We start from the raw sequence: 22,703 nt of genomic DNA, 5'->3' as shown, positions 1-22,703 counted from the left end.
ATCCGCTCCGTCTGAATTCCCGGAGCTTATGGATCTCGTTATAAAGTCAGAATGTGCCCTCCGTCAAAGAAATAAAGCGCACACCCTTTTACCTTCGTTTGAGCAATTTGTTCAACGGCCCTTGTGTACAGCTGAATTTGCGTTTCATATCTCTTTTTCAGGATCGGGGCTGCTCCTTCAAAGCCGTGCTGGAATTTACCCTCAATCCGGTCTGTTTTATAGTCCAGCAAATATAAGCCATCCTCTGTTTCGTAGAGACAATCGATGATCCCCTGCACCAATAGCGGCTCATCCGCCTCTTTCGCATCAGGATAAATCTCTTTTGCCGGAAGCGCCAAACTGAATGGAACTTCGCGGTTCTTCCATTTAGCGCCGATCAGTTTTTCCCCAATTTCCGTATGGAAAAATTGAACGATTTCCTCAATATTGATAGCGGATTGCTGTTCTTCGGTGAGCAGCTCTTTTTCATAAAGATGCTGCACTGTCCGCTCCGCTTCTTCTATCGTCGGCACATGTGTCAGCGGAATATGCTGCATGACCGTATGCATAGCTGTTCCTTTTTCTGCTGCTGTCAGGCCTTTTTTCATCATGAAAGCCGGGCGTCTGTACAGAATGCTTCCATCAGCCGGTTTAACGGGCGCCCGCCCGCTGTATTCGTCTTCGTACTCTCTTCTTCTCTTAATCTCAGAAACGGACTGCTTCGTGCGAATTTGTGTCACCTCGTGATGCGAATACTTCCAGGCCAGCCGCTCGAGAGCTTTTTCCTCAAATGCAAACGGGCCGGGAACCGGTTCACCACGGCGGATCGCTTCAAGACGTTCGCTTTTTTCTTCCAGTCTCTCTTCCAGCTCATCATCAAGCAGATCATATGAATGGATCATTTGAATAGCAAAGCGGGCCGGATGGCCTGATATATCAGAAACCGCTGCCGCGCCGCCCTCAGCCAAAGACTCCAAGTCTCTGTGTCTGACAAGAGCAGGTCCGATGAAATCCAAATACGTTTTCGCCTGATAGCGGTCAAATTCCGGCAGAAGCCAGTCAGCTTGGGACGCGGATGCCTGCCATTTTGCCAGCTGTTTCTGATGATCCTTGCATGAGCCTACAAGAAACAGCTTTTCCTTTGCCCTCGTTAAAGCCACATAGAGGACACGCAATTCCTCAGACAGCAGTTCCCTGCGCATTTTTTTCTTCATCGCGATGAGCGGAAGCGTCGGATAGCTGATGCGCCATTCAGGATGGATAAATTTCGTGCCAAACCCAAGCTCCTTGTCCAGCAGGTAGGATTTGTTGAGATCCATCATGTTGAAATTCCGGCCGAGTCCCGCTGTGAAAACGACTGGGAATTCGAGCCCTTTGCTGCTGTGAATCGTCATTAAACGGACAACATCCTCCTGTTCGCTTAACGCTCTCGCCGTTCCCAGATCATCGCCGCGTTCCTGCATGCGTTCGATAAACCTCAAGAAGCGAAACAGGCCGCGAAATGCCGTCGATTCATATTGGCGCGCCCGGTCATAAAGGACACGCAAGTTAGCCTGGCGCTGTTTTCCGCCCGGCATCCCGCCGACATAATCCATATATTTTGTGTCGCGGTACACTTCCCAGATCAGCTCGGACACCGAATGGTTTTTCGAAAAAGCGCGCCACTTTTGCAAATGTCCGTAAAACGTTTGCAGCTTTTGATAGAGCTCATCGTTTCGGTCGCCGGCTGCCAGATAGTCTTTCATTGCTTCATAGTACGGCGCCTTTTTGTTTTCAAGCCGGATCAAAGACAGCTCGTTCTCGTCAGCACCGACAATCGGTGAACGCAGAACGGAAGCAAGCGGAATATCCTGATACGGGTTATCAATCACCTTCAGGACAGAAAGCACCACAGACACTTCCACCGCATCAAAGTAGCCTGATGTTAAATTGGCGTAAACCGGTATGCCCTGAGCTCTCAGTTCCTCCATGATTTGCGGCGCCCACGGCATGGATCGCAGCAAAATCACGATATCGCGGTATTGAATATTGCGGTGTGTTTTCGTTTTCCCGTCATATACCTTAAATGGCGATGAGATCAGCTTGCGTATTTCCTTGGCGATCGCTTTTGCTTCGAACTGCACCGTTTCCAGCTCTTCCGCTTCCTCGCCTGCGTCCGCCTCCTCTGACTTGTCAATCAACAGCAGCTCTGTTTCCGTTTCGCTGTTTTCCGGATACGCCGCTCCGAGTTTCAGCTCAGCCTGTTCATCATAATCGACCTCGCCGATTTTGCCGCCCATCAGCTGTTTGAACAAAAAGTTTGTGCTGTCTAAAATATCAGCCCTGCTTCGAAAGTTTTTGTTCAAATCGATTTTCCGGCCCGTACCTTCTCCGCTCTCTGTAAACCGTTTGTACTTGGAGAGAAAAAGAAGCGGCTCCGCAAGCCTGAATCGATAAATCGACTGTTTGACATCTCCTACCATAAACAGATTGCCTGTCTCTTCCGGCCCGCTTGTGACGAGCTGAAGAATGGATTCCTGCACCAGGTTGGTATCCTGGTATTCATCGACAAGCACCTCATGAAACTGCTCTTGATAAAATCTTGCCGCCTCACTCGGCTCACGTTCGCCTTTTTCGTTCACAGCGGTCAAGATGGACAGGCAATAATGCTCCAAATCAGAAAAATCGATGAGCGATTTCTCCTGCTTTGCGGCTTCAAACCGTTTCCCGTAGCTGATAACAAGCTGTACGAGTGTTTCAATGACAGGCTCCATGTCAGCCAAACTTTTTACATGCTGCTCCGGGCTTCTGGTGAAGTAATCGGTTTTGAGTTTTTCAAGCAGTTTTTTGGCGCCATTTCGTAAGTCTGTCGCTTCATCAAGCAAGACGGGATCAAACTCGTCCCCTTTCACCGCTTTTGCACGCTTAAAGGAGACAGCGGGCACGCGCTGATAAAGTTCATTGAAGTCATCCTGATGCTGAATCAGGTCATCAATCTGCGCGAGATCATCGAGAAAATTTTCAGCGCGCGGCGCCGGTCCGCCCGGCGCTTTTGTCAGCTCAAGGGCACGCTGGAGCTTTTCCTTTGCTCCGTCCAGCACCATCGCAATATCTTCTTTGACATACGGATAAAACGGCAGTTCCTCGATCGCGCTCTTTTCTGTTACATCATACAAATGAACAAAACTTTTCAGCCATGTCTCCGGATCAGGGTGGGAACGGGAATACTCATACACCTGTTTCACGAGATATTGCAGATCTAAGTCATGCCGGTCAGTCGTGTAACGGTCGACAAGCTCAAAGAACGCCTTATCACCCTTTGCATATTCATCCTCAAACAGCTCATCAAGCACCTCGTCCCCGAGAAGCTCGCCTTCTGTCTGATCAGCAATCCGAAAGCCCGGATCAAGATCAATCAGATAGTAATATTTTTTCAGCACCTGCAGGCAAAACGAATGAAGCGTTGAAATGCTGGCCCGGTTTAATAGCGACAGCTGGCGTCGGATATGCAGCGATCCTGGGCGTTTCACCAGCTCTTTTTCCAGTGCATCCGCGATCCGGTGTTTCATCTCTGCTGCTGAGGCGTTTGTAAAGGTGACAACGAGAAGCCGGTCTACATCAATCGGATTTTCTTCCGCCGTGATTTTCCGGATCATTCTTTCGACAAGAACAGCGGTTTTACCGGAGCCTGCCGCCGCTGCCACAAGGATATCCTGGCCGGTTGAGACGATGGCATTCCACTGGTCATCTGTCCATGTGCTGTCTGCCGGTTTAGGAATGTTCATTGCCATCAGCCTCCTTCTTTATCCAATCAAGTACCGTCTTGTCCTTTTCGGCCTTTAACAGACGATACTCGTTTTCTTCTAATGATTCATCAAATTGGCATACTGATTTGAACGCACAGTATGTGCAAGGCGTCTTGTTCTTCATTTTATACGGCTCAATGGATACGCGCCCGTTAGTGATTTGCTCGCCTGCTTCTTGGAAGGTGCGGCGCACATGCTTCGTCAACAGCTCAAGTTCTTTTTCACCGACTGCCGCTGAATCCGATCTGAGTGAGCCGTCTTTCTTCAGGCCCGCATTGATGATATTTGATCTTCCTTCTTGAAGGGTTGTATCCATGAGGCGAATCGCTTCCTGATCACCGAGGAGGAGGCCCTTCATCTTAAATTTCTTAAAAATTTCCTGTTCAATTTCATCAAGTCCGAGCGGAAGATTCGATTGTATCATCGGGTCATGAATATGGAAATACAGCACTCCGGCCGGCGTGGCTTTCATTCCTAGCCAGTCTAACGAATGTGTAATCGATAGATCCAGATACGTCAGCATTTGCAGCGCAAGTCCGTAATACACTTCCGCCAAGTCAAGGCCTTTATCGCTGGATTTATAGTCGACAATTCGGAGGAGCAGGCCTTTAGAGCTTTCCGCTTTATCCACGCGGTCAATCCGCCCGACGAGCTCCATCGTACAGCCGTTTTTCAGCTTAAAGGTAAGCGGCGGGAGCGGGCCCTTTCCGCCAAAGCCCAATTCAAGGCCGATCGGCACGAATCCGCTCGCTTTCGCATGCTCGCTTAAAATGCCGGACACGCGTGTCACAATTTTTTGCAGTTTTTCCTTCACGTAATAATGTCTGTTTGAACTGAGCAGAATTTCTTTTTGCAGTTTCGGCGCCAGCCGCTCGACCGCATCATAAGAAAACAGCTCGCACTGCTCCTTCGTTAGGTCGCGCCAATCTATTTTGTGCTCGCGCAGCCGGTCTGAAATCAGTTTTAAACTCGAATGAAAGAGCTGCCCGATATCCGGTGCTTCAAGCTTAAAAAATTGACGTTCCTTCAGATACAGCCCGTGAGACGCAAAATGGGAGAACGGACAAGCGTTAAAGGTTTCCATCCTCGACACGCTCCCTTGAATGCGTTCCCCATAGAGCTGTCTCGATACAGAGCGTTCAAGCTGCTTGACTTCATTTCGGAAAAACAGGCTAGAGAAAAGCTTTTTCGACTCCAGCCTGTCAGGTTCATTCATCAGCGCATTGTACGCGCTCCACCAGACATCACTGATCTCATATTCCCTCGTCCATAATCTGAGCTGGCTAGCGGTATATGATTGTGCCACGCTTTTATTGACAAGGTACATAAGCTGTTCCTCATCGCTGACCTGCTCCGGTTCATTTGTCAATAGACGCTCACGATGCTGCGGAAACAGTTCTTCCAGCCGCTTGATTACAATCGACGGCAAAAGCGTTTTCCCTTCCGCATCAGCAATCGGATGCGTCACATAAAGGCGGTCAGAAGGGCTTGAAAGCGCCATATAGATGAGGAAATGCTCATCAAGCAGACGCTCCCGCCCGCCGGAGGAAAGCTCAATACCTATCGTCTTCAGCCACTCACGATCATCATCCGACAGCACCCCGTTTTCGTCAGGGCGAGCCGGCAGGACGCCGTCGTTTGCCCCGATCACAAAGGTGCATGAGGTGCCGTATATTCTGGACAAATCCATATTGCCGACAAACACCTGATCAAGCGCCGGAGGGATGAGAGAGAATGTCAGCGACTCTGCACCGGTCTCCATCATTTGCTGAAACAAATCGAGAGAAATGTCATCTTCGCCCATCATTTCCACAAACTCCTCAAGCAGCTGAATGACTGCATCCCACGCCTGCTGGTGCTGCTGTGCTTCAATGATTCTGCCGTCTTCCTCAGCCCGCTGTCTTTCCTGATCCAGCTTCAGCGGCACATCCGTCTCTTCTAAATAACGGTAAAGCACCTCCGCCTTCTCTTGAACCGTTTTTGCTTTTTTCATTCGTTTCTGCAGCTGGAACAGCGGCGGAACAATCCAATCGCGCGTGTCATTCAGCATGTTTTCCATTTCGATTTCTTGATCGGTCTGCGCAAATTCATCATCTAACGACACAAAACGTCTGTAATGGAAACGATCGCCCTTTGTCCAGCGATCGCCTTTGATCCCGTAAGCGATACAGTAATTCTCCAGCTGATCAACCTGCTCTCTTACCTTGGCCTTCGGCTGGTTAAGCGGGAATAACAGTTCGGTTTTCACGCAGCGGAACACCGCTTCATAACGCCAATTTCCCTTTAATACGTCTAGGCTTGACCGGATAAATTCTACTAACGGGTGGTTCAGCATAGAAGTTTTCCCGTCAATAAAATAAGGAATCTCGTAATCTGCAAATACTTCCTTGACCATATCCTTATAGTCTTCCGGCTGACGCGCTAGAATCGCCATATCCTTGTAACGGTAGCCCTTCTCTCTGACAAGACTGTGGATTTCCCGGGCAATACCTTCCAGCTCTGCTCGTCTGTTAGCGGCCTGCATCACAGTAAAAGCCTCTTGTTTCTCAGCAAACGGAATAACCGGACGCGCTTCATACTGTGCTTCTAAATGGGCCAATTCCGGTGCGCGTTTGTGCCGCTTTGATTCATCAAGCTCTTTATAGGTGATGTCCAGATTCAGTTCCTTTGCCGCCTGGTGCAAGCGATAATACGTTTTTCCCGTCATTCTGAACAAATCAAGTTCCTGCGGCTCCCCCTCATGTGACGGCTTGTCCGCTGTGAGTGAAAACGTGATATGCTCTGCCTGAAGCATAAGCTGCTCTAACACCCTGAATTCCTGCGGTGTAAACTGATAAAAGCCGTCTACATAGACATGTGCCCCTTTCAAATCTTCCGCCTGCGGGATATGCTCTGCCAATAGTGTCAAATAATCCTCAGAATGAAGATACTGATCCTCAAGGCTTTTTTCCATCTGCTGGTACAGGATCGATAAATCATGAAGCTTTTCAGATAAAACACGTTCCCCCCGATACTCGGAAGCTGTTCCGCTATCCGCCATCCGGCGAATATCTTCCGGTTCCAGACAGTATCTCTTAAACTCAGTCAGCATCCGTTCTACCTGTGCGGTAAAACCGCTTTTATCACTTGCTTTTTGATAGACTTTAAACTCCTGTTTGTGCTCTTCAATGAGCTTCCGCAGGAGCATCTGTACGCCCGTGCTCGTAAGAAACGGCCTGCTCATTCCTCCCGTATGCTGGAGGACGCGCCAGGCCAGTCGTGAAAAGCTGAAGACTTGAGCACGAATCATGCCGCCCGTATCAGGCGTTTTAGCAAGCTCGTATTCCATTAAAAACGTCATTTGATCCGGGACTAGAAAAATGATCGGTTTCCCGAATGGAGCCCGGCGCAGTTCATCTTGAATGCTGTCGATGATCAGCTTCGTTTTTCCACTCCCGGACCTGCCTACTAAAAACTCTGCTCCCAAATTAGAAGACCCCTCTCTTTTTATCTGTTTATATTTTATCGAATATTGACGAAAATGACCAATCTGATCTATTGGTAAAAACGGCCTTTTCATTTATAAGAAGCTGAATTTCTCCGCACATGTTTTCTGGCCTCACATATACTTTTACAGAAGCCCAATTCCTTAAGAATGGAGTTGAACCCCCTTGTATTACAGCTATTTTCCTTATCCAGCGCAATACCGGGAAGACCCTGTTTTGATTCAAAATCTCCAGAAAGCCATCAACGGAGAATTCAGCGCGGTTCAATGCTACCGCAGGCTTGCTGAACTTGCCCACCCTGCTGATGTCAGAAAACAAATTGAAGAAATCAGGCGCGATGAGATCCGCCATCTCCGTGATTTCTCCTCATTATACGGAGCCATTACAGGCAAACCTATCATGCCGAAACAAACAGAAAAATGCCCGGACACTTTTACAAGAGGACTTGATGCCGCTTTTAAAGATGAACAGAAAACCGTTGACTTTTACTTACGCGCAGCTGAGGAAACCTCAAATGTAAAGGCAAAGGGTATCTTTACGCGCGCCGCACGAGATGAACAAAACCATGCTGTCTGGTTTTTATACTATTTGATGGATCGCTAGCACCTGATTTTGATCGACACGATCAGATTATATTTACACCATCTCCCCCTAAAACACACTCCACTGTTTTTCTTAACCTCAGCCGGGAAACATAAAATCATACACGAACATATGAGGGGGAATCAAGCATGCAGCAAACCATTGAAGCTTGTATCACATGTATGGAAGCTTGCAACCATTGTTTTACAAAATGTTTGGAAGAAAGTGCGCACCACGATCTGAGCGGCTGCATCCGGCTTGACAGGGAATGTGCGGATATTTGCGCGCTGGCAGTGAAAGCCATGCAAACGGACAGCCCCTTTATGAAAGAAATTTGCGCACTTTGCGCCGATATTTGTGAAGCCTGCGGCACTGAATGCGAAAAGCATGATCATGATCATTGCCAAGCGTGTGCGACGTCTTGTTTTGCCTGCGCCGATCACTGCCGCAAAATGGCTGCGTAACGAAGCATGAGAGGGGTCAAATGAGAGCCCTCTTCACTCTTTTGACAGCCATACAGAGTAAAAATCAATCCATCCCTCTTCATCCAGCATCAGACCCTCAACAGTCTCACTCGATGCTACCTCAAGCACATTTTGATACAGCGGAATCGCGCTGACATCGCCTATAAGCTGACAGTCAATTTGTTTTACTATATTCATTCTGGAAGACCGGTCGGGCAATGAGAAAAACCGTTCTATCATTTCTGAAAATGTCCGTTTCTGTTCATCTGAAAGATGCTGATGCAAAAAGCTGTTCTCCGAAAGCAGCAAATGCAAAAAACCAAAATCGCTTTCTTCATAAAACGTTGCGCTGTCATGAATGATGTCAGCCATTTGTACGATTTCCGGGCGGCGCAATTCGGCAGCAGTACAAAATTGCAGCTCAAGCCTAATGCCGTTCCGTTCACAAACCTCTTGAATCCATGCTGCGTCCTCGCGATGATCCGTTTCAGAAAAGGTAAACAGTGACAGCGTTTCCCCCGCATATCCGCTTTTTTTCATTAATCCCGCAGGTGAAGCGTCTCCCCAGTCAAAAGGCGCCGGGTGGAAAAAAGATGATACCGGATTGCTTCTGTGCCCTCCCGCCTCACGAACGAGCTGTTCAGATGAAATCAGCAGCCGAAGGGCTTTTCTCAAGCCTGGATGCTGAAGCGGCCCTTTCTTTCTGAGGTTTAGTGACAAATATTGAACATGCCGTTCTTCAAAAACAGTTTGCCGCTCAGAAGGTTTCTGTTTTTCTCGAAGGGTAAAACCGTACATATCATCTGCTTGCTCAGAAAACACAAACTCAATACGATCTAAGAATGCCCGGCCTTTAAAGTACCGCTCGTTGGCTTGAAGAATGAGCATGTGTTCGTCATGCTGAACAAGGCAAAAAGGTCCCGTCCCATTCACCCCGCCGTTCGTTTCTGCCGGCAGGATAGACAGCCGTTCATCACAAAGAATATATGGCAAAAGCTCATTCGGCTGATCGAGCTCAATGTCCACACAAAAAGGCCCTTTCTCTGAAATCCGTTCAACACCTTTCAGCAGCCATTTATATGGATTTTCATCATGATCCATAAAACGCTGAAACGTAAATACAACATCCCTTGACGTCAATGGCTTTCCATTATGAAAAGAAACGCCTTTCCGAAGAAAAAATCTCCACCGTTTTTTCCCCGCCTTATTCCATCCGTGGATTAAATGCGGCTGCGGCTCTCTCTTTTCCCGATCAAATCGGAGCAGTGTATCATAAATCTGCTTGACAAAATGGCCCTCTGACCGCAGAAAGATCCTGCACGGATCAAAACTGCTTACCGCTGCTGGGGCTATAAACAAGCGCAGCACATCCTGTTCACCATCCTGTCCGGTTTCTGTTACAAAACCGAACACCTCAGAAAACCACATGTCATACCTATTTTGAATCCCCGGAAACGCCGGCTGATAATGGTCAAGCAGTCCTTTTGCTTTTTCAAGTTTACCGGCTGTTGTATATTCCTTGGCAGTTTGAAGCAGCAAATCTTCCGGCTGACGGAGAAAAGCGATTTTTGATTTATGGCCGCGCCCCGATCCGCTTTCGCGAATGATCCACTTTTCGCTCTCCATCTTACGTAAAATCAGCTTCGCATTTCTCTCTGTACAATATAAACATGCCGCAATCTCACTGAGCGGCATTTCCTTCATCTGTCCCGGTTCGCCGCTCTCAGCTTTTGCGAGCGCCACATAATGGTCAATCAGCTTCAATCCCTGCACCTCCTGACAAAAAAGGGGAATCTTTTTCTCTTATTTTCTTCTCTTTTTGGCCCGCCGCCCCTTCTATACACTACTACTATATCAAACAGCGAAAGGCGGAAATCACATGTTTATCCTCTTCCAATCAATTACATCCCGCTACACAGCACCCGTTTGGCTCCGATTTTTCGGCGAAATGCTGACAAGCCTGACAGGGGCCATGATGGGGCCGTTTATGGTGCTGTATCTGCATGAGCAATTAAACGGAAGCGTGATGCTTCCCATGCTGATCATCAGTCTTCAGCCCTTCGCTGATATTTGCCTGACACTCATAGCGGGACGGGTGACAGATCAGCTCGGACGGCGAACAGCGATCCTTACTGCCCTGCTTCTGCAAACAGCGGCAATGGCGGGTTTTGTTTTAGCTCACGATGCATATTTTTTCGCTTTCCTTTATATCCTCAACGGCATCGGAAGATCCCTGTACATTCCTGCATCACGCGCACAGATTGCCGAAAGCACGCCGGAAAGCAGACGGTCGGAAGTTTTTGCCGTCATCAATGCCATCTACTCAGCAGGCTTGACAGCAGGTCCGCTGCTTGGGCTGCTGCTGTACGCTCATGATCCCGTTTGGATATTTGCATTAGATGCCGCGGCACTGTTCATTTATTTTCTTATCGCCGCCTTTAAATTACCAGAAACAAAGCCGCTAAAAGCAGATCATCCCGCAGCATTATCCGCGAGTTTCACAAGATATCGGCCTGTTTTGATCCTTTTGCTGCTTTCTCTCCCAATCAGCATGTTATACGCGCAAACAGAAACGACATACAGGCTGTTCAGCAAAAGTATGTTTCCTGATTACCTGTCCATGCTGGCAATCTACTCGGCGGCAAAAGCTTTATTAAGCTTTGTTCTTCAAGTCCCTTTAGTAAAATGGACAGAAAAGTTTCCGATGAAAACGATTCTTCTCATCACCTATATCAGCTACTCACTTGCGGCCGCCGGCTTTGCATTCTCAACATCTTTGACGCTGCTTATGCTGACTGCGGCCGTGATGACGGTTGGAGAAAGCATCGGACTCACTCATATCCAAACCTTTATTTCCCGGCTGGCGCCGCCGCATATGCTCGGCCGTTTCTATGCGATATACGGCCTGCATTGGGATATCTCAAGGTCAGTCGGACCGCTGGCCGGCGGACTGATCCTGACTTCGTTTGGCGGAGAAATCATGTTTTACACTCTTTCCGCGTGTCTTCTCGCCGCCGGTTTCTTGCAGGCTCATATCATGGAGAGGATTGAATATAAGGTCATAAGAAAAGTGAATGGCTGACAGAAAAAAATTCATAATTTCATTATCAACAAAAATATACTATAGTAATGATACATTCACTACATGAACAATTGGAACTGTAAGTTAATAGGAAGAAGGGTTTTATATTGAAGAAAGACAAAAATCTCCTCACAGATCAATGGTTTATCGCAATCAGTGCAGCCGGGGGGTTTATTCTTTCGTTAACCGGAATATCGATCGGGTGGATGATCGGAACGCTGATTGTCGCCTGCTGTCTCGCTATGATACGGCCGGCTTGGCTGATGATGGCGCCAGACCAAAAAGGAATTAACCGCCGGTGGCTCGCTCTCGGGCAGATGATCCTCGGCATTGAATTGGGCCAAAAACTGAACCTATCCGTTCTGTCTGTCCTCAAAGATCATTGGTTTTCGGTCGGCATCATGCTGATTCTATCGATACTCCTTGCCATGCTGTCAGGCTATGTGCTTTGGCGTTTCAGCAAAACGGATATGATGACCAGCTTTGTCGGCACGGCTCCCGGCGGACTGTCCGCCATGCCGAGTATTGCTCAGGAGGTCGGTGCCAATACCGCTATTGTCAGTCTCGTTCAAATGATGCGGGTGCTGCTCGTGGTCCTGTCTATTCCGTTTTTGGTTATCCTGATTTACGCTAAACAAGATGGCCCTGCAAATGCCGCAACACAAACGGTATCCGCTGCCACGACAGAAATCGGGCTCGCTCCCGTACTGTGGACCGGCGTTCTCATTTTCGTTGCCTGGGGAGCTTGTAAAGCGGCAAAATATTTAAAGTTTCCCGCTCCGTGGCTGCTCGGCAGTATGCTCGGTGTAGCGGCCGTGCACATAGGCGGCGCTTCAATAACAGGCCATGACATGCTTGCATGGTGGCCATCACAAGCCAACCATCTTTCGCAGATATTTCTGGGGGCTACAATCGGTTCTAAGATGTACAAAAGCATGTTTGCCGGCGTTACACGTATCATGATCGTCGGTTTCATTTCATCAGTCGGCTTAATTGCCGCTATGCTTTTAAGCGCGGTGATCGTTTCCAAACTGACAGGGATTTCGCTGATCACCTCTGTTTTGGCATTTGCACCCGGCGGCATTGCGGAAATGGCGACGACGTCTGTTACATTGCATGCCGATTCGACCTTTGTCGTTGCGGTTCAGGTCATACGCGTCATCCTTGTCATCGCCCTCTTGCCGCCGTTTTATCGTCTGCTTCACCATCTTCACGGTGAAAAAAAAGGCAAAGAGAGTTCGATAAGCGGCAGTAATGCCTAGTTGGGGAAAATCTCCATATGGTAGACTTTAGAAAGAAAAGGTTTGGGGTGACTCTATTCTGCAGAGTATGGAAGACTTCAAAACGGAGCAGGTAAGTGAAATAAAAGGATTCAAGAACTTTTAAATCGCAAACCACCAAGATGAGGTGTAAAAAGCGTCAATCCAGATATTTCGTTGTTGAGAATGCGTTGATTGAAATTGCTGACACAAATGAATGATAAGTAAAAGCGGATACAGCGTATAGAGCAATGAGTAATGAAGAATCTTTAAATAGAGCGACTTTTGGTATAAGAGCATCCATAAGAATTCCAAAACAGGCTTCCTGATTTTGAAAAAGAGGTTACATATGAATAACCTCTTTTTCTATACAAAGATAAAATGATAAAGAAGTGAATATCTCTAGTTACGTTGATTCTCTTATAATAAGATTTGTTGGCAGTTTAATAATTTTTCTGTTTAAAGAAGTGTTACCCGAAATATACTCGATTATTTTCAACACAGCCTGTTGACCTAATTCTATTATGGGAATATCAATTGTTGTTATGGTCGGAGTAACGACTTGGCAAATCGAATGGTTGTCAAAACCAATTACAGCTAAGTCTTCTGGGACTTTAAAGCCATTTTTTATCGCCTGTTTAATAATCCCTGCGGCGACTTGATCATTTCCTGTAAATATTGCTGAGGGTCTGTCCTTTAGATCCTTTATCTTATGAAAAACACGAAAGCCATCCTCGATATTAAACAATTCGCCGAATATCCATTCGTTTCTATGATGTAAATTGTAATCTTGTAAAGCTTTCAAGTACCCCTCTCTCCTCTGACATTGAGCTTCGCTATATGGAGTATCAAAACAAAATCCAATTTTTTTATGTCCTCTTTCAATTAAATGTGCTACCCCCATGTATGCGGCTTCAAATTCATCATACCCAATGATCGTTATGTCCGCTGAGTGATGATATTCATTACACAATAAGATAGGACCATACTTTAAGAAAGGGGATATCTTATCCCATTCATTTTCTAAAGTTCCAAGAATAATGCCATCAACTTCTTTGTGTTTCAATAACTCTAATAATTCCAGCTCTGTCTGTTTGTCATAAAAGGTTTGAAATACAATGACCTTGTAATTCTTAAACAGCGCTTCATGAGAGACCCCTTTTATTAATTGAGCAAAAAATGGATGGTCGATACTCGGAACCGATAAAGCTATCGTTTGTGTCTTATTTCTCCTAAAATTCCGAGCTAAATAATTGGGAGTGTAGTCAAGATCGTTAATAGCCTCTAAGATCATATCTCTTTTTTCTTTTGATACATAAGGATGATTATTCAATACTCTTGATACTGTGGTTTTAGACACATTGCACAATTTTGCTATTTCATCAATTGTAGGCATATTTTCCCTTCCTCAAAAAAGTTATTGACATGTTATCGGTTTCAGAAATTAGGATAAATTTGTATCAAATTTTCCAGATCATAAAAATCATTGGAGGTACTGTTCATGCAAAAACAGGTTAGAGTTTCAGGTAAAAGTAAAGAAAACATGTTATTGCTAAAACATTTAAAAGGTGACATGCAAGGAAAAGAACTTGTTATTGAAGACAGTATTGCAAACGAGCGATGGAAACAAGTATTAAAAGAAAACACAGATATTGAAAACGACCTTTTCAACTACCAAAAAAATCGTGAAATCAGTAAAGTCCCTTTTATGCCTGTAGACAGATTAATAACCAATGATGAAGTGGATGATATCTTAAATACATTAACTGCAGTTTTGCCAACTGGAAAATTTACGAGTGGTTCCTATTTAGAGCAATTCGAAGATGTTTTATCTACATATTTACATAAAAGGTATGTAATTGCAACCAGCAGTGGAACGGATGCTATTATGATAGGATTATTGGCTTTAGGGTTAAATCGTGGGGATGAAGTGATCATGCCAGCTAATAGCTTTGCAGCTACTGAAAATGCTGTGTTAGCTTTGGGCGGCGTTCCTGTCTATGTAGATATTAACCCGCAAACATTCTGCATCGATCCTAACAAAATCGAGGAAGCAATAACTCCTTATACAAAATTTATTCTGCCTGTGCATTTATACGGAAAACATTCAGACATGAAGCATATCCGTGAAATCGCAAATCGTTATCAATTGAAAGTAATTGAGGATGCTTGCCAAGGAATTGGACTGACCGACTTAGGAAAGGATGCAGACATAACTACATTAAGTTTTAATCCATATAAAAATTTTGGTGTATGTGGCAAGGCTGGAGCAATAGCAACTGATAATGAAGAACTCGCTAAAAAATGCATTCAATTTAGTTATCATGGTTTTGAAGTAAATGTGAAAAATAAGAAAGTCATCGATTTTGGACTTAACTCAAAAATGGACAATTTACAAGCAGCTATTGGTTTAGAGAGAATGAAGTATCTTTCATTAAACAACTTCAAAAGACTGTTTTTGGCGGATAGATACATTACTCAATTAGCAGAATTACAGAATAAAGGTCTTATTGAATTACCGGAATTAAGTGAAGATCATGTGTGGCATCTGTTTCCTATTAAGGTAAGAACAGAAGATAGGACAAATATCATGACGAAATTAAATGAAGATTTTGGTGTTCAAACAGATGTATATTATCCAATCCTGTCTCATATGCAAAAAACTCCTTTAGTACAGGACAAGTATACAAAACTCCAATTGGTTCATACGGAAAAAGCTCATAGCCAGGTACTGCATTTGCCATTATATCCGTCATTTACTTTAGAAGAACAAGACAGAGTAGTGGAGGGACTGTTTCATGTTATTAAGCAAGAAGTCAGAGTATAAAACCTTATCTAAGGTTGAACATCCTAAGTATATTGTTTTTTGTGATTTTGATGAAACGTATTTTCCGCATACAATCGATGAACAAAAACAACAAGAGATATATGAACTCGAAGACTATCTAGAACAAAAAAGTAAAGCTGGGGAACTGCTCATCGGATGGGTTACCGGGAGTAGTATAGAATCTATTCTCGATAAAATGGGACGAGGAAAATTTAGATATTTCCCGCATTTTATAGCTAGTGATCTCGGAACTGAAATCACGTACTTTTCAGAGCATAACTTCGGACAGCAAGATAATGAGTGGAACAGTCGTATAAATGAAGAGTTTAGTAAAGAAAAGATTGAGATACTTGTGAAACAGTTACATGAAAATCATAACATTCTTTTGAATCCCCAAACTCAATTAGGAAAGTCACGGTATAAGCATAATTTTTATTATCAGGAACAAGATGAAATAAATGACAAGAAAAATTTATTAGCAATCGAAAAGATCTGCGAGGAATACGGAGTTTCAGTTAATATAAATCGTTGCAATCCCTTAGCAGGTGATCCAGAAGACAGCTATGATGTAGATTTTATACCCATGGGAACAGGAAAGAATGAAATTGTAAAGTTTATGCTAGAGAAATACAACCTAGATACCGAAAAAGCTATCGCATTTGGAGATAGCGGAAATGATGTTCGTATGTTACAGGCAGTAGGAAATGGATATCTACTAAAAAATGCAACACAAGAAGCCAAAAATCTGCACCAACTGATAACCGATAGTGAGTACTCAAAAGGAATTACCAATACCTTAAAAAAATTAATTGGATCATGAGGAGGAAATAGAGTATGAAGAAGATTGGTATCATAGGTGCAGGCGGTATTGCAAGAGCGCACGCAACTGCTTTATCTACAATTAAAAATGCAGAGTTAGTAGGGGTGTATGACATAAATCAACAAAATGCGGAAGGCTTTGTGAAAACTTTCGGCGGGAAGACATATGAAAATGTAGATGAACTAATTGATGTCTCAGAAGGTTTAATTGTAGCATCTCCAAACTTTTGCCATAAAGAACATGCTTTGCAAGCATTAGAAAAGCATAAGCATGTATTGTGTGAAAAGCCTATGGCTATTTCTCTTGAGGAAGCAAGCATTATGAAAGACACTGCTGAAAGGTTAGACGTAAGAGCTAGTATGGGATTTAATTATAGATATTTGTCTTACGTAAATATCTTAAAAAGCTTAATTATCAATAATGAACTAGGTAACATCCTGTCCATAAAAGTACACTTCAAGAAAAACAGCGCCCTTAGACGTAAGAAGTTTACTTGGAGAGATGACGCGAATAGTAAGAAGACCAGCGGGTCATTGGGGGATCTGGGTATTCACCTTATCGACATGGTATGGTATTTGTTCGAGAGTGATTTCATCACAGAATCAGTAAGGGCAAAGATGAACACAAATGTAAAAACAAAAGAGGATAAACAGGTACTTGTAGATGACTATGCAGAAATTTACGGTCAACTGAAGAACAAGGTATTTGTAAATATCATCACATCAAAATGTTCTGTACCTGAAGACTGCGGTTTTAGCATTGAGGTAGTTGGACACAAAAAAGAGTTTAAATACCACACAGGCAACCCTCACGTTTACAAGCTCATAGATGGCTTGAACGTGGTAGACTGCCCAGTGCCGCAAAGTCTATTAAATGATCCGCCAAACGAATTTTATGGTTGGGCTGATTCTTTTAGAAGCGAGTTAATCAATTGGATTTCATCAACTCAGAAAGATTGGGTTGAGATCCCTTCTTTTCACGATGGTTTTAGATCTCAGGAAGTATTAGAAATGTTCTTTGAGAAAGATAGCAACTCTCAAACAATGTCTGTTTTAGCAGTCAACTAGTATTTCGAAGAGATAAGTTACTGAAAAAGCAGGAATTTATTTTCCTGCTTTTTCATATAGGGGTGTAATGAATGTTAAGAGGGACATATTTATTTGGATATGCTTTCTTTTTCACAGTGGGTATTATCCATATATCAACAGGAAGTTTGACACCATTTCTTTTAGAGTCTTTTAACAAGACAACAGATGATATTTCGGTAATCATTTTCTTTCAGTTTACCGGATTCCTAAGCGGGGTATTAATCGCACCGTTAATGATTAAGAAATACAGTCACTTTAGGACACTTACTTTAGCTTTGATCATAATGCTTGCAGCGTTAAGTATCTTTTTTCTCACTAAGGATTGGTATTATATTGTTGTAATGGCTTTTCTCTTAGGATATGGAGCAGGTACATTAGAAACGACAGTTGGTTCCTTTGTTATTGCTAATTTCGAAAGTAATGCAGAAAAAATGAGTAAGCTGGAAGTCCTCTTTGGATTAGGCGCTTTAACTTTCCCATTATTAATTAATTCCTTCATCAATATCAATAACTGGTTTTTACCGTATTACTGCATATTCACCTTTTTGTTCGTCCTATTAGCAGGGTGGTTAATTTTCTTATCCAAGAACCGAAAGTATGCTAAGAATGCTAACCAGCAAGTGGCCTTGCCAGATGCAGGAGCATTTCAATACTTTATAGGAGACAGAAAAAAATCAAAGCAATTAGGCTTTTTTGTATTTTTTGCTTTCCTATATGCTGGTATTGAAACAAATTTCGCCAACTTTTTACCTTCAATTATGATAAACCAAGACAATGAACAAATCAGTCTTATCAGTGTCTCCTTTTTCTGGGTAGGGATCATCATAGGAAGAATACTGATTGGTTTCGTAAGCAGAAGGCTTAATTTTTCTAAGTACCTCCTATTTAGTTGCAGTTGTTTAATTGTTTTGTTGATCGCCTTCTCTTATATAAGTAACCCCTTACTTCAATTGGGCGGCACATTTTTGATTGGTCTAAGTATAGCGGGCATATTTCCTATCGCTTTAACACTAGCATCAATCATTATTCAGAAGTACGTTGACGAAGTTACAAGTTTATTTATTGCTTCGGCAAGTTTCGGAGGAGCGATCATCTCTTTCTTAATTGGATGGAGCTTAAATCAGGATACGATCTTATTAACCATGGGAATCTTTACAACGATGGCGGTCATTCTAGTAGGTATTTCTGTAAAGATTAGGAGAACTAAAACAGAAGACCCTATTTCACTTGAAAGCAAAGCTTCAAAAACACAGTAAAAAACGTGTAAATGAAAGATACGAATAGACATATCGTAAGTAAGAAGAGGACTTAATGTCCTCTTTTTTGTCATGAGAAAACAGTGTTTTAGCAAGGGAGATGGTAGATGATAGAAGTGATTATGATTCTGTACCTGTCCGAGATACGTTCAGGTGACTAGCAAAGGTATTTACAGAATTGTTTTATGATACATCCATAAATCAAGGTATACTAGCCTGTTGCTCCCCATCAAAAATAAACCTAAAATTTCCTCAGCATATTCTGAGGAAGCATCAAAAGCCAAAGATCGAATTTTGAGATGAACCGAAGATGCATGTAAACTAAAGGAGAAATCATAAAATGAATAGGGGCGTTATGATGAAAAAGATTTTTAAAGTGAGTTTGCTGCGCGACAACCCCGAGAAAGCAATGCACTTATATTATGGAATATGTTTAGGAATCTGGCTGATTTATAATTTGGTGACATCCAGCTCCCCTGGACTGCCGCTTATCATTTTAGCCGGAGGAAATCTGATTTACCTTACAATCTTGAAAAAGAAAGAAGAAACGTAAAAAACACCCACCTCAGTGCGTGTTTTTTATTTAAAAACGTTGTGAAGACCATCTTCCATCTCTTCTGACGACGGATACCATTTTGTCACCAGATCCCGAAACAGCCGTTCCGCAAAAAGAATCTCTTCCTCTGTATACCGATCAAAAAATGACAGAAAACGCTGTTCGACCTTCTGATGATAATATTTATGCAAATTGTGAAGTTTTTTCCCAGCCGGCGTCAAACGGAAGTAGACCTCCTTCTTATTATCGCTGAGCTGTGTTCTATGAAGGAAGCCGGCGCCGAGCAATTTTGTGCTGATGCGCGATACAGTCGCTTTTGTCGTATTCATTTTTTCTGCTATAGACGTGACATTGATTGGTTCATTGTCCCCGACACAGGATAAAACATGAATTTCTGTCATCGTCAATTGAGATTTACTCCCGTGCTCGGCATCAAGCTTCTTCAATTCATCAGCCAAAAAGGCTTTAATAAGCCCCTCCCATTTCTCCTGCTGATGAATGAGCTCCGCATATAATTCAAAAAGATTGCGTTTCGTATGATCTGTATTCATCTGGTTTTCCATCCTTTTTCATTCGATTGTTTCTTCTATCATACCGTTTTGTTACAGATGAAACAATCGAATTGCGTTACACCCGGCTGGTAACGGAAAGCCAGCGGCTGATCCCTGTTTGAATCACCTCGGCACAATCAGGCGCCGATGCATCCACGGCCCAGGCAACATGTCCGTCAGGGCGAATCAATATTGTATGCACGTCCCGCAACTTTTCATTCGGTTCTGCAAGCGAGGCGTTTACCGTGCGTAAGCCTCTCATTCGGCTATGATCATCAGCTTCTTGCATCAATGACAGCAAAACGAATGTCCCGTTTTGGAGACAGCTGTACAGCCGTTCCGAACTGCCGCCGGAACGAATCAGCTCCATATCAGGGAGCCTTGACCCGTTCAAACGATGCGGCGGCATATTGGGATCGGCTTCATATCTGACATCAAGCGCAGAAATTTGCCCCGCTACATATCGATTCACTTCAGGGAAGGCGAGCAGCTCCGACATCATACTCCGCAAATGGAGGCCTGCTTGAGTGAAATCAATCAGTTTCGTCTGCGCCTCCGTGTTCCTCAGGAGCCCTTCTGCAGCCGGGTGCCGCTCCTCATGATAGCTGTCTAAAAGCCATGAAGGCGCAGCGCCCTTGACGGCCGCCGCCAGCTTCCATCCAAGATTCATCGCATCCTGAAGGCCGACATTCAGCCCTTGGCCGCCCGCTGGAAAATGAATATGCGCCGCATCCCCTGCAAGGAAGATTCTGCCGTCGCGGTACCGCTTCGCTTGGCGTGCGGCGTTCCCGAACCGTGACATCCAGGAAGGCTCGGTTAAACCGAAGTCAGTCCCGCAAATTCGTATGAGATCAGTTTTTAGCTCCTCCTCAGTGACAGGCACATCTTTCGGCGTCTGCGTGCGATAAGGGCTGATCACGACTACACGGTATCGGCCCGGAGAAAGCGGAACGATCATGACACCCCCCTCTTTTGTGCAAAGGGACAGCACTCCTGACGGCGGCGGAGAAAGGAGCGCCACATCTCCAAGCGCTGCTGTAATGGTGCTGTCTGTTCCCGGAAACTCAATTCGAGCCTGTTTCCGGACAGTACTTCCTGCTCCATCGGCACCAATGGCAAACATACTTGTGATTGTCCTCAGACTGCCGTCCTGATCCTTGAAAATGATGTGCGCCTCTGCTTCGTTTTGCGTAACCGCCAGCACCTCTGCCCCTCGTAACACCGCTGCTCCCAGGCTCCGCGCATGTTCCTCTAGCAGCTGCTCTGTTTTGGCCTGCGGAAGCAAAAGCGTGTAAGGACAGCCCGTATCCAAGTCTGAAAAATCAAGACGTGTATCCAGCATCGAAAAGTGTCCGGAAGGTATCTTGGTTCCCATGGATACGAAACGTTCCAGCAGCCCTCTCATCTCAAGAAGCTCCAGCGTGCGGGGATGCAGCGTCAGCGCCTTAGAATGCGGAACAGGCTTTTCAAGCCGCTCAATCACACATGTTTTCACCCCAGCCATCGCAAGCTCGGAAGCCAGCATAAATCCGACCGGTCCTCCTCCTATAATCACTGCTTCAACATTCATCTAAATCACTCCTTTTGTTTCATATAAAACTAATGAAAACCACTAAAAATAAAAGAAAAACTAAAAATCAAATATTTTTTGTTACGTGCGTAACAATTTTGATTATAACTCCTTACAATTTTTTCTTCAACACATTTTTCCAAACCAGCACAAAAAAGACGCCGCTTCAATTGGCGTCTTTTTGTTCAGCATCGGAAATCAAACCGACGATATTTTTTTCTCTAACCGGACCAAAGTGCCGGCTGTCGAAGCTGTATATGCGATTATCTCCAACGACAAAATATTGACCTTTCGGCACCTTGCTTGTTCCTGTCACATCTTTCAACGTAAAATCACCTGTTACATGGCTTCCGGCAGAAACTGATTTCAAATGCTTCAAAAATGGTTCAGCCACCTGCTTTCCGTTCACATACAGCTGATCATCTTTATATTTGATCGATTCACCGGGCAAGCCGATTACCCGCTTAATCAGCACTTTTTGATCAGGGCCTTTAAACAAAACAATATCAAAACGATGGATGGTTTTGAATCGATGTGAAAATTTATTGACCAACAGTTCGTTCCCTTCCTGAAAAGTCGGGTTCATGCTGATGCCTTCTACTTTGTAATCAATAAAGACGGCATTTTTGACTTGAATGGCGAGAACTACGGACACGACACCGGCAAGAAACCAAAACCGTTTTTTCATGTTACTGTCTCCCTCCATCATGCTCACGCTGGCTGGCTCTCACATGCAGATGCCGTTCCACCCTTTTGCCGACATACCATAAGACAGCAATCACCAGAACGGCAATAACCGTGCGAATCGGCTGTGTGATCAGCGCGTGAAGATCATATCCGATGAAGCTGATCATAAAAATCATGACGAGCTTTCCCGAGGCTGCCGCCAAAACAAACGGCCGCGTCCCGATCCTTGACAAACCAGCGACAACATTCACCGCGGCAGACGGTGTAAATGGAAAACAAAGCAGAAGAAACATCGGGCCAAAACCGTGTCTTTCCACCCATAACATAAGCTTTCTGACAGACGGATGCCTGCGGATGAATCCAAGAGCTCTTCTTTGTCCATAATGACGGACAATGAAAAACACGAGAATGGATCCCGCTGTTGATCCGGCCCATGACAGGATGAAGCCTTCCCACAATCCAAACGAATTTGTATTCGCCACCACAAAAACGATAAGCGGCAAAAACGGAAGAAATGCTTCAATTAAAGGCAGCAGCACAGCAATAAGCGGACCGAAAGCCCTATAGCTTTGAAATAATTCAGTTAAACGATCCTCTGTCAAATAGGATAAAAATTGCTCCAACATTTATACTCCTCACCGGGTTTGTCTATCCTTATTCTACACATTCTCGGCGAAAAACTAAAAAGTTTTGGTGATTTTTTCTGTCTTGA

At 44.4% G+C, this 22,703-nt stretch carries 17 protein-coding genes; 9 read left to right on the top strand and 8 right to left on the bottom strand.

The window, feature by feature from the left end; genetic code table 11:
• Positions 1–38 precede the first annotated feature (38 nt).
• Positions 39–3,743, bottom strand: a complete 3,705-nt coding sequence (addA, locus tag P3L57_RS05720) for a helicase-exonuclease AddAB subunit AddA (protein ID WP_069486349.1) — start codon at positions 3,741–3,743, stop codon at positions 39–41.
• On the bottom strand, positions 3,730–7,230 hold the full coding sequence (addB, locus tag P3L57_RS05715) for a helicase-exonuclease AddAB subunit AddB (RefSeq protein ID WP_069486348.1): 3,501 nt from the start codon (positions 7,228–7,230) through the stop codon (positions 3,730–3,732). The genes addA and addB overlap by 14 nt, the downstream gene beginning before the upstream one ends.
• Before the next feature lie 184 nt (positions 7,231–7,414).
• Between addB and P3L57_RS05710 the strand changes: the two genes are divergently transcribed.
• Positions 7,415–7,852: a ferritin family protein gene (locus tag P3L57_RS05710; protein ID WP_044156482.1), complete on the top strand. Its 438-nt coding sequence runs from the start codon at positions 7,415–7,417 to the stop codon at positions 7,850–7,852.
• 128 nt (positions 7,853–7,980) lie between these two features.
• Positions 7,981–8,295, top strand: a complete 315-nt coding sequence (locus P3L57_RS05705) for a four-helix bundle copper-binding protein (protein ID WP_044156484.1) — start codon at positions 7,981–7,983, stop codon at positions 8,293–8,295.
• A 33-nt stretch (positions 8,296–8,328) separates the two neighbouring features.
• Here the strand turns inward: P3L57_RS05705 and P3L57_RS05700 are convergent, their stop codons facing one another.
• A complete protein-coding gene (locus P3L57_RS05700; protein ID WP_069486347.1) occupies positions 8,329–10,059 on the bottom strand; it encodes an SgrR family transcriptional regulator in 1,731 nt (576 codons plus the stop codon).
• 115 nt (positions 10,060–10,174) lie between these two features.
• Between P3L57_RS05700 and P3L57_RS05695 the strand changes: the two genes are divergently transcribed.
• A complete protein-coding gene (locus P3L57_RS05695; RefSeq protein WP_069486346.1) occupies positions 10,175–11,377 on the top strand; it encodes an MDR family MFS transporter in 1,203 nt (400 codons plus the stop codon).
• 107 nt (positions 11,378–11,484) lie between these two features.
• Positions 11,485–12,639, top strand: coding sequence for an AbrB family transcriptional regulator (locus P3L57_RS05690; protein ID WP_069486345.1), 1,155 nt, complete (start codon positions 11,485–11,487; stop codon positions 12,637–12,639).
• A gap of 403 nt (positions 12,640–13,042) precedes the next feature.
• Here P3L57_RS05690 and ntdR read toward each other — a convergent pair whose 3' ends face one another.
• The gene (ntdR, locus tag P3L57_RS05685) at positions 13,043–14,032 is read right to left on the bottom strand and encodes an NTD biosynthesis operon transcriptional regulator NtdR (protein ID WP_024120832.1); all 990 of its coding nucleotides are present in this window, start codon (positions 14,030–14,032) and stop codon (positions 13,043–13,045) included.
• Positions 14,033–14,137: 105 nt separating this feature from the next.
• Between ntdR and ntdA the strand changes: the two genes are divergently transcribed.
• The 5 genes from ntdA to P3L57_RS05660 all read left to right on the top strand — a co-directional run bounded on the left by ntdA (position 14,138) and on the right by P3L57_RS05660 (position 19,180).
• On the top strand, positions 14,138–15,463 hold the full coding sequence (gene ntdA, locus P3L57_RS05680; protein WP_069486343.1) for a 3-dehydro-glucose-6-phosphate--glutamate transaminase: 1,326 nt from the start codon (positions 14,138–14,140) through the stop codon (positions 15,461–15,463).
• On the top strand, positions 15,435–16,283 hold the full coding sequence (ntdB, locus tag P3L57_RS05675) for a kanosamine-6-phosphate phosphatase (RefSeq protein WP_044156490.1): 849 nt from the start codon (positions 15,435–15,437) through the stop codon (positions 16,281–16,283). The genes ntdA and ntdB overlap by 29 nt, the downstream gene beginning before the upstream one ends.
• 14 nt (positions 16,284–16,297) lie before the next feature.
• A complete protein-coding gene (gene ntdC, locus P3L57_RS05670) occupies positions 16,298–17,350 on the top strand; it encodes a glucose-6-phosphate 3-dehydrogenase NdtC (protein ID WP_059293090.1) in 1,053 nt (350 codons plus the stop codon).
• A gap of 71 nt (positions 17,351–17,421) precedes the next feature.
• The gene (gene glcP / locus P3L57_RS05665; RefSeq protein WP_044156493.1) at positions 17,422–18,627 is read left to right on the top strand and encodes a glucose/mannose transporter GlcP; all 1,206 of its coding nucleotides are present in this window, start codon (positions 17,422–17,424) and stop codon (positions 18,625–18,627) included.
• 358 nt (positions 18,628–18,985) lie between these two features.
• Positions 18,986–19,180, top strand: coding sequence for a hypothetical protein (locus P3L57_RS05660; RefSeq protein ID WP_059293208.1), 195 nt, complete (start codon positions 18,986–18,988; stop codon positions 19,178–19,180).
• 26 nt (positions 19,181–19,206) lie between these two features.
• On the opposite strand, the gene P3L57_RS05655 is transcribed toward P3L57_RS05660, so the two are convergent.
• The 4 genes from P3L57_RS05655 to P3L57_RS05640 all read right to left on the bottom strand — a co-directional run bounded on the left by P3L57_RS05655 (position 19,207) and on the right by P3L57_RS05640 (position 22,617).
• The gene (locus P3L57_RS05655) at positions 19,207–19,734 is read right to left on the bottom strand and encodes a MarR family transcriptional regulator (RefSeq protein ID WP_044156494.1); all 528 of its coding nucleotides are present in this window, start codon (positions 19,732–19,734) and stop codon (positions 19,207–19,209) included.
• Between the two features lie 76 nt (positions 19,735–19,810).
• Positions 19,811–21,304, bottom strand: a complete 1,494-nt coding sequence (locus tag P3L57_RS05650; protein WP_069486342.1) for a monooxygenase — start codon at positions 21,302–21,304, stop codon at positions 19,811–19,813.
• A 166-nt stretch (positions 21,305–21,470) separates the two neighbouring features.
• The gene (gene lepB, locus P3L57_RS05645; protein WP_044156498.1) at positions 21,471–21,992 is read right to left on the bottom strand and encodes a signal peptidase I; all 522 of its coding nucleotides are present in this window, start codon (positions 21,990–21,992) and stop codon (positions 21,471–21,473) included.
• Position 21,993: 1 nt separating this feature from the next.
• On the bottom strand, positions 21,994–22,617 hold the full coding sequence (locus P3L57_RS05640; protein ID WP_069486341.1) for a TVP38/TMEM64 family protein: 624 nt from the start codon (positions 22,615–22,617) through the stop codon (positions 21,994–21,996).
• Positions 22,618–22,703 lie beyond the last annotated feature (86 nt).

The organism is Bacillus sp. B28 (genome assembly GCF_029536185.1).
Taxonomy (GTDB): domain Bacteria; phylum Bacillota; class Bacilli; order Bacillales; family Bacillaceae; genus Bacillus; species Bacillus halotolerans.
Note: the sequence above shows the minus strand (reverse complement) of the source record. Positions and strands in the feature narration are given on the sequence as shown.

Excerpts from the sequence above, each read along its gene's own strand:
- P3L57_RS05650 (WP_069486342.1), bottom strand. The coding sequence starts at position 21,304 with ATGAATGTTGAAGCAGTGATTATAGGAGGAGGACCGGTCGGATTTATG.
- glcP (WP_044156493.1), top strand. The coding sequence starts at position 17,422 with ATGTTAAGAGGGACATATTTATTTGGATATGCTTTCTTTTTCACAGTG.
- P3L57_RS05640 (WP_069486341.1), bottom strand. The coding sequence starts at position 22,617 with ATGTTGGAGCAATTTTTATCCTATTTGACAGAGGATCGTTTAACTGAA.
- ntdC (WP_059293090.1), top strand. The coding sequence starts at position 16,298 with ATGAAGAAGATTGGTATCATAGGTGCAGGCGGTATTGCAAGAGCGCAC.
- ntdB (WP_044156490.1), top strand. The coding sequence starts at position 15,435 with ATGTTATTAAGCAAGAAGTCAGAGTATAAAACCTTATCTAAGGTTGAA.
- addA (WP_069486349.1), bottom strand. The coding sequence starts at position 3,743 with ATGAACATTCCTAAACCGGCAGACAGCACATGGACAGATGACCAGTGG.
- ntdR (WP_024120832.1), bottom strand. The coding sequence starts at position 14,032 with ATGCCTACAATTGATGAAATAGCAAAATTGTGCAATGTGTCTAAAACC.
- P3L57_RS05660 (WP_059293208.1), top strand. The coding sequence starts at position 18,986 with ATGAAAAAGATTTTTAAAGTGAGTTTGCTGCGCGACAACCCCGAGAAA.
- P3L57_RS05695 (WP_069486346.1), top strand. The coding sequence starts at position 10,175 with ATGTTTATCCTCTTCCAATCAATTACATCCCGCTACACAGCACCCGTT.
- P3L57_RS05705 (WP_044156484.1), top strand. The coding sequence starts at position 7,981 with ATGCAGCAAACCATTGAAGCTTGTATCACATGTATGGAAGCTTGCAAC.
- ntdA (WP_069486343.1), top strand. The coding sequence starts at position 14,138 with ATGCAAAAACAGGTTAGAGTTTCAGGTAAAAGTAAAGAAAACATGTTA.
- lepB (WP_044156498.1), bottom strand. The coding sequence starts at position 21,992 with ATGAAAAAACGGTTTTGGTTTCTTGCCGGTGTCGTGTCCGTAGTTCTC.
- P3L57_RS05655 (WP_044156494.1), bottom strand. The coding sequence starts at position 19,734 with ATGAATACAGATCATACGAAACGCAATCTTTTTGAATTATATGCGGAG.